The organism is Chitinophaga sp. (assembly GCF_036566945.1).
Classification (GTDB): domain Bacteria; phylum Bacteroidota; class Bacteroidia; order Chitinophagales; family Chitinophagaceae; genus Chitinophaga.
This window is the reverse complement of record NZ_DATCVJ010000071.1, coordinates 1-6,840: the sequence shown is the minus strand read 5'-3', so window position 1 is coordinate 6,840 and position 6,840 is coordinate 1. Positions and strand designations below refer to the sequence as shown.

Genomic DNA, 6,840 nt, shown 5'->3' with positions numbered 1-6,840 from the left:
CTTTTTTGTAATGCAATGTTAATGATAGCTTCCGAAACTTTGGCACTATGCTCCTGTATAACTTCTGCACCCAGTTCTGTAGCTAGTTTCAGGTTATTAATAAGATGACGTTGGGCAGATAATGCTATTTTATCGGAGCTTTCTCCAGGTACCTGCACATATAACACAAACCAGTCGGCATGATAATAAGCGGCCAGCCTGGCCGTTTTACGAATCACTTTCCGGGCTACTTCATCATTCGTAGAAATACATGCCAGGAAGCTTTCATGGCGCATTTGCAGGTTACGGGGAATCTCGGTTTCAACTTTCCTTTCCACCTGTGTGGTCACTTCCTTCAGCGCCAGCTCCCGCAGTTGCAGGATTTTATCTGCCTGAAAAAAATTACTCAGGGCACTCTCTACTTTGGAACGATCATAGATCTTCCCTTCTTTCAAACGGGTAATTAATTCATCTGCGGTAAGATCAATATTTACCACTTCATCCGCCATTTGCAGCACCAGGTCTGGAATACGTTCCTGTACTTCTACGCCGGTAATGGATTTCACTTCCTGGTTAATGCTTTCGATGTGCTGAATGTTCACCGCAGAAAGCACGTTAATACCGGCATTTAACAGGTCTACCACGTCCTGCCAGCGTTTCTCATTTTTAGAACCTGGAATATTACTATGGGCCAGTTCATCTACCACTACCCAGTCTGGCGCGAGTAATAATATGGTGGAAAGATCCATCTCGTCCAGCATCTTTCCTTTGTAAAATACCTGCCGACGGGGTATCTGGGGCAAACCATCCAGCAGGGCATGTGTTTCCACACGCCCATGCGTTTCTATATAACCGATCTGGATGTTTACACCATTTCTTAACATGGCGTGCGCCTCCTGCAGCATGCGATACGTTTTTCCCACACCGGCACTCATGCCGATGTATATCTTAAACTTACCTCTGCCGGCGCGATTAGCCAGGTTAAGAAAATGCTGTACGGAGTGTTCTTTCGAGTCCATTGTAATGAATTAGAATTACGAATTACGAATTACGAATTACGGATTTGTGGGTAGATATCCCCGAAGATCATTTACGATCTACCCACAAATCCGTAATTCGTAATTCGTAATTCGTAATTTCATTAAAACCATACTGCTAACGAGGCAGTCACCGATGTGCTGGTATTTTTCATTTCGGTTCCTTTCATAAATGTTTTGTCTTTCCCATCAAACGTTCTTCCTTCCAGTCTGAACATTACATTTTTCACCGGGGTAAAATCGAGGTTAAGGGAGTAGCCGGTGGTTTGAAATCCATCTGGTGTGCCGCTGTTGATTACCACTCCATGCTGATCGTTATAATACTCTACACGTGCTGCCATGGCGAATTTATCGGTAAATGCATACCTCCCTATAACAATAGGACTGTACCAGCTGTTCAGATCGGAAGATCCTTTGGCTTTTTGTTGCAATCCAAAGTCAAATCCTGCAATGAGACTGAATTTTTCCGTAATACTAAAGGTACCATAAACATCATTAAAGTAGCGCATCTGGCGTACACTATCCGGGAGATCATTACCGACGTAGGTACTCCAGTTGAGCAATATTTTATCAGATGGTTTAAAGGTGATTTGTGTGCCGAAGTTAGGCGTCTGGTTACCATCCACTTTCTTAATCCGTTGCCAGCCATTCAGGTACATGGCGGCAAACGACCATTTGGCATTAGGCGTCCAGGTTACTTTAGCGCCGGTTTCATAATAGGGCGAATTCTCTGCGAGCATGCTGCGGGTAAGCGTAGGACAATCTTTTCCGATAGCGCTTTCAAAGCCTATATGCGCGGGCATTACACCTGCATCAATCCAAACGTTTTTGCCTACACGAATGCCCACGTTGGCTTCGTATACATACTGCATCAGCGTGGGTTCTGCAGCCAGATTGTATTGCGGATAAGTACCAGCCATCAAACCAACGTTGGCGCGTACACGATCGGAGGTATAGTTCGCCTTCACCATGGCCAGGTTCAGATTCAGCTCATTATGGCGATTGTAATTATACAGGAAGCCAGGCTTGGTATGATCTGCCGGCTGATTGAGATCATAGCTGTAATATGCTTCTGCATATCCGGAAAAGGTGATTTTACCTTTGTCGTTGTCTGTTGCTGTTTTCGGAGCATCCTGGGCGAACATCGTAATTGCGGCAGCCATTGCGCCGGCCAGTAATAGAATTTTTTTCATTTCAAGTTGACTTTTAATATAGGTAGTTGGTGTTGTAATCACTGGCAATCCGCTGCGACGAATTGCCAGGCAAGATAGTGCATCATAGGATATTCACAGGTCCAAGGAATAACAGGACAACGCTCAACGCTACTTCAAATCATCGAGCGCGATATTCAATTTTAACACATTAACAGTAGCTACGCCCAGTACACCCAGTACCGGAGCTTTGGTATTGGCATCCACCAGTTGCTTCAAACGATCGGCTGCTATACCTCTCTGTTTGGCCACACGTGGTATTTGCACGTATGCCGCTTCCGGCGTAAGGTGTGGGTCAAGACCACTTGCAGAAGCCGTTACCAGTTCCGCAGGGATATCGGCTTTCTTTACGTCCGGATTATGCACCATAAAAGTGTCTATTCTTTCCTGTACCGCTTTCAGGTAGTCAGGATTGCCGGCTGATTTATTGGAGCCACCGGAACCGGCAGCATTATAATCTACCGTAGAAGGACGGGGCTGGAAATATTTATCATCAGAAAATTTTTGTGCTATATTTTCATAACCCACTACTTTTCCATTCCGCACAATCTTTACACCATCGCCATTACCAGGCGCCATTTTGGCCACACCAGCGAGGAACAAAGGATATATTCCGCCCAGCAATACCACCAGTAATAAAGTGAGTTTTACAGAAGGCCAAAGATATTTTTTCATCTCTTTAAATTTTTATTTTTTAGAATTACATGAAAAGCGCCATCAGCATATCAATTAACTTGATACCTATGAAAGGCGCAATGATACCACCTACACCATAGATCAACAGATTCCTGCGGAGCAGTGCACTGGCGCCTATAGGCTTGTAAGCCACTCCACGTAATGCCAGTGGTATCAGCATTGGAATAATGATCGCGTTGAAAATAACCGCACTTAAAATCGCTGTTTCAGGGCTATGCAGTTTCATGATGTTAATACCTTGCAATGCTGGTATAGATGCCACAAACAAAGCTGGTACAATCGCGAAATACTTAGCCACATCATTCGCGATAGAGAAGGTGGTGAGTGTACCGCGGGTCATCAGCAACTGTTTACCGATTTCCACTATTTCAATCAGCTTGGTAGGATCATTGTCCAGGTCCACCATGTTACCGGCTTCTTTCGCAGCCTGGGTACCACTATTCATGGCCACACCTACATCGGCCTGCGCCAGGGCAGGGGCATCGTTGGTACCATCGCCCATCATGGCTACCAGGCGACCTTCGTTTTGCTCCTTGCGGATATAACTCATTTTATCTTCCGGCTTGGCTTCTGCAATGAAGTCGTCTACACCGGCTTTGGTAGCAATATACTTTGCGGTCAGCGGATTATCACCGGTTACCATCACCGTTTTCACACCCATTTTACGCAGGCGGTCGAAACGTTCGCTGATACCGGGTTTGATGATATCCTGCAATTCAATAACGCCCTGTACTTTACTGTTAAGCGATACTACCAGCGGCGTACCTCCATCATTGGAAATGGCTTCTACTTTCGCCAGGGTTTCCGCAGGGAAAGTAAATCCCTCTCTTTCTGCGAGTCGCTTAATGGCATCGTAAGCACCTTTACGGATACGGTTACCATCCGGCAGGTCGATACCGCTGCTGCGGGTTTCAGCGGTAAATTTTACGAGGCTGGCGCCACTCACCGTTAATTTATTGACGACGTCCTTTCCGGCCAGTTCTACAATAGACTTACCTTCCGGCGTTTCATCAGATAAAGAACTGAGTGCGCACAGGCGAATAAATTCTTCGTTAGAGATACCGTTGGTTGCGTAGAAGTTGGTTGCCTTACGGTTACCGATGGTGATGGTACCGGTTTTATCCAGCAACAACACATCTATATCTCCGGCAGTTTCTACAGCTTTACCAGACTTGGTGATCACATTGGCACGCAGTGCACGATCCATTCCTGCTATACCAATCGCCGATAATAAACCGCCGATGGTAGTAGGTATTAAACATACAAACAGCGAAATAAATGCGGCAATGGTGATAGGTGTTTGTGCGTAGTCTGCAAAAGGTTTTAGCGTTACGCATACAATGATAAATACCAGCGTGAAACTAGCCAGCAGAATGGTGAGTGCAATTTCATTCGGCGTTTTTTGTCTGCTGGCGCCTTCTACGAGGGCTATCATTTTATCCAGGAAAGATTCACCGGGTTCGGTGCTCACCCTTACTTTAATATGATCAGATAATACTTTGGTACCGCCTACTACGCTGGACTTATCACCGCCGGCTTCCCGGATCACCGGCGCACTTTCGCCGGTAATAGCTGATTCGTCGATGCTGGCAAGCCCCTGTACAATCTCTCCATCTGCGGGGATAATATCGCCGGCCTCACATACAAAGATGTCGCCTTTACGCAGGGTAGCAGAAGAAACGATTTTTATTTCGTTGGTAAATATTTCACCGATCAATTCTACTTTTTTAGCGGGCGTTTCTTCCCTTGTTTTACGCAAGCTTTCCGCTTGTGCTTTACCGCGTGCTTCTGCAATGGCTTCTGCGAAGTTGGCAAACAACACGGTCAGGAAAAGCACCGCAAAGATAGCTACGTTATAAGCGGCGCTACCCTGGTCTTTGTTACCGGTGAATACCGCATACAGTGCCACTATGGCCATTACAGCGGTACCCACTTCCACGGTGAACATCACCGGGTTTTTAATCATCAATTTCGGATTCAGTTTCACGAAGGACTGCTTCAGGCTCTCCATCACCAGCTCTTTCGGAAACAATTTATTATCATGCTTCATGGTAATCAGTCATTAAAAAAATTTACAGGGAAAAATACTCTGCGATAGGACCCAATGCCAGCGCCGGGAAATAAGACAAAGCCGTGAGAATAACAATCACCGCGAATGTCATGGCGCCGAAAGTGAGTGAATCTGTTTTCAGCGTACCGGCAGATTCAGGGATGTATTTCTTGGATGCCATCAAACCAGCAATGGCCACCGGTCCTATAATGGGCAGGAACCTGCCGAGGATCAGCACAAATCCGGTAGAAACATTCCAGAATACGTTACCATCTCCCAAACCTTCAAAACCAGAACCGTTATTGGCATTAGCAGAAGTATACTCATAGAGCATTTCAGAGAAGCCATGGAAGCTGGGATTATTGAGCCAGGCCGAAGGCTTCACCGCCCAGTCGGCATTCGGATGATGCGTTAACACAAAAGCAGATAAAGCGGTACCAGCCAGGATCAGGAAAGGTGATAACAGCGTAATAATGGCCGCAATCTTTACTTCTCTCGCTTCCAGTTTATGCCCCATGAATTCCGGTGTACGGCCTACCATGAGTCCTGATATAAATACGGCGATGATAATGTAGATGTAATAGTTCAGGATACCTACGCCACAACCACCATACAAACAGTTCAGCATCATACCCAGCAACTGCATTAAGCCGGTCATAGGCATGGTGCTATCGTGCCAGCCGCATACCGATCCGGTAGATATAATAGTGGTCACCGTACTCCAGTATCCTGTAGCCGCGGCGCCAAAGCGCACTTCCTTGCCCTCCATGGCCCCCGTGACCTGGTGTATGCCCATCTTCGCTATTTCCGGGTTACCGGCTACTTCCTGTTGTATAGACGGGATCAGTAAACAGACCATCCCTATGGTCATGATCCCGAATATGACGTTGGCGAATTTCCTTTTTTGTATAAACAGGCCCAATGCAAATACCATCGCAATAGGCAGCACTACCTGGGCTACCATTTCTGTCATCCAGGTAACGTAATTAGGATTTTCCAGCGGGTGAGCGGAGTTGGCGCCAAAGAAGCCACCACCATTGGTTCCCAGGTGCTTGATGGCTACAAAACCAGCCACCGGACCACGCGATACATTCACCGTATCGCCCTGCATGGTAACAATCGTATCCTTGCCGGCGAAGCTGGCAGGCATTCCGTTAAATATAAAGATGAGCGCAATAACAATGCTGAGTGGTAACAGGATACGGGTAATTGTTTTCAGGAAAATGTCCCAGAAGTTACCCAGCTTAGTGGTTGTTTTTTCCTTCATCGCCTTAAACACTACTACCAACGCAGCAATACCAGTAGCGGCACTTACAAACTGCAGGAAAGCCAGTACAAATAATTGCGTGAAATAGGTAACACCCGTTTCGCCGGAATAGTGTTGCAGGTTACAGTTTACCACAAAACTAATGGCGGTGTTAAACGCCAGATCAGCCGACTGTCCCGGGTTTCCATCCGGATTCAGCGGCAGTTTATCCTGGAAAAACAACGCAAAAAAAGCATACACAAACCAAACAAGATTGATGGTCAGCAATGCCTTCATATGCTGTTTCCAGTCCATTTCCTCTTTAGGATTGATACCGGAAATTTTGAAGAAGAGACGTTCCAGCGGCGACATAAAATCGGACCAGGTCCGCTCCCCCCGGAATATTTTAACGATGTACCTGGACAGTGGCCAGGCGAGCAACAGCGTGATGCCGTAGGTGGCAATGACGCCTAAAAGTTCTGTTGTCATTTCTATAGTTAATTAAAAAAGCTTTGCGTATAGGCGTAGGAGATAGTACTCCAATCAGAATTTTTCAGGTTTCAACAGTACATATATCATGTAGCCGAAAACGAAAAGTGATAAAATAAATAATGCTGTCAT

Annotated in this window: 6 protein-coding genes; all 6 read right to left on the bottom strand. The window is 46.1% G+C overall.

What is annotated here, in order from left to right; all coding sequences use genetic code 11:
* The coding region (locus VIP81_RS02100; protein ID WP_331956824.1) for a sensor protein KdpD at window positions 1–998 on the bottom strand (998 nt) is incomplete at its 3' end.
* Window positions 999–1,120: 122 nt separating this feature from the next.
* Window positions 1,121–2,209 carry a porin gene (locus VIP81_RS02095; RefSeq protein ID WP_331956823.1) on the bottom strand — a complete coding sequence of 363 codons (1,089 nt, stop codon included), beginning with the start codon at window positions 2,207–2,209 and terminating at the stop codon, window positions 1,121–1,123.
* 129 nt (window positions 2,210–2,338) lie between these two features.
* Entirely contained in the window at window positions 2,339–2,902 is a 564-nt protein-coding gene (gene kdpC / locus VIP81_RS02090; protein WP_331956822.1) for a potassium-transporting ATPase subunit KdpC, read from the bottom strand.
* Window positions 2,903–2,927: 25 nt separating this feature from the next.
* Window positions 2,928–4,973 (bottom strand): potassium-transporting ATPase subunit KdpB, encoded by a 2,046-nt coding sequence (gene kdpB / locus VIP81_RS02085; protein ID WP_331956821.1) that lies wholly within the window; start codon window positions 4,971–4,973, stop codon window positions 2,928–2,930.
* Window positions 4,974–4,995: 22 nt separating this feature from the next.
* Complete coding sequence (kdpA, locus tag VIP81_RS02080; protein ID WP_331956820.1) at window positions 4,996–6,708, bottom strand: potassium-transporting ATPase subunit KdpA; 1,713 nt, start codon at window positions 6,706–6,708, stop codon at window positions 4,996–4,998.
* Window positions 6,709–6,762: 54 nt separating this feature from the next.
* Window positions 6,763–6,840 carry a potassium-transporting ATPase subunit F gene (locus VIP81_RS33720; RefSeq protein ID WP_133807259.1) on the bottom strand — a complete coding sequence of 26 codons (78 nt, stop codon included), beginning with the start codon at window positions 6,838–6,840 and terminating at the stop codon, window positions 6,763–6,765.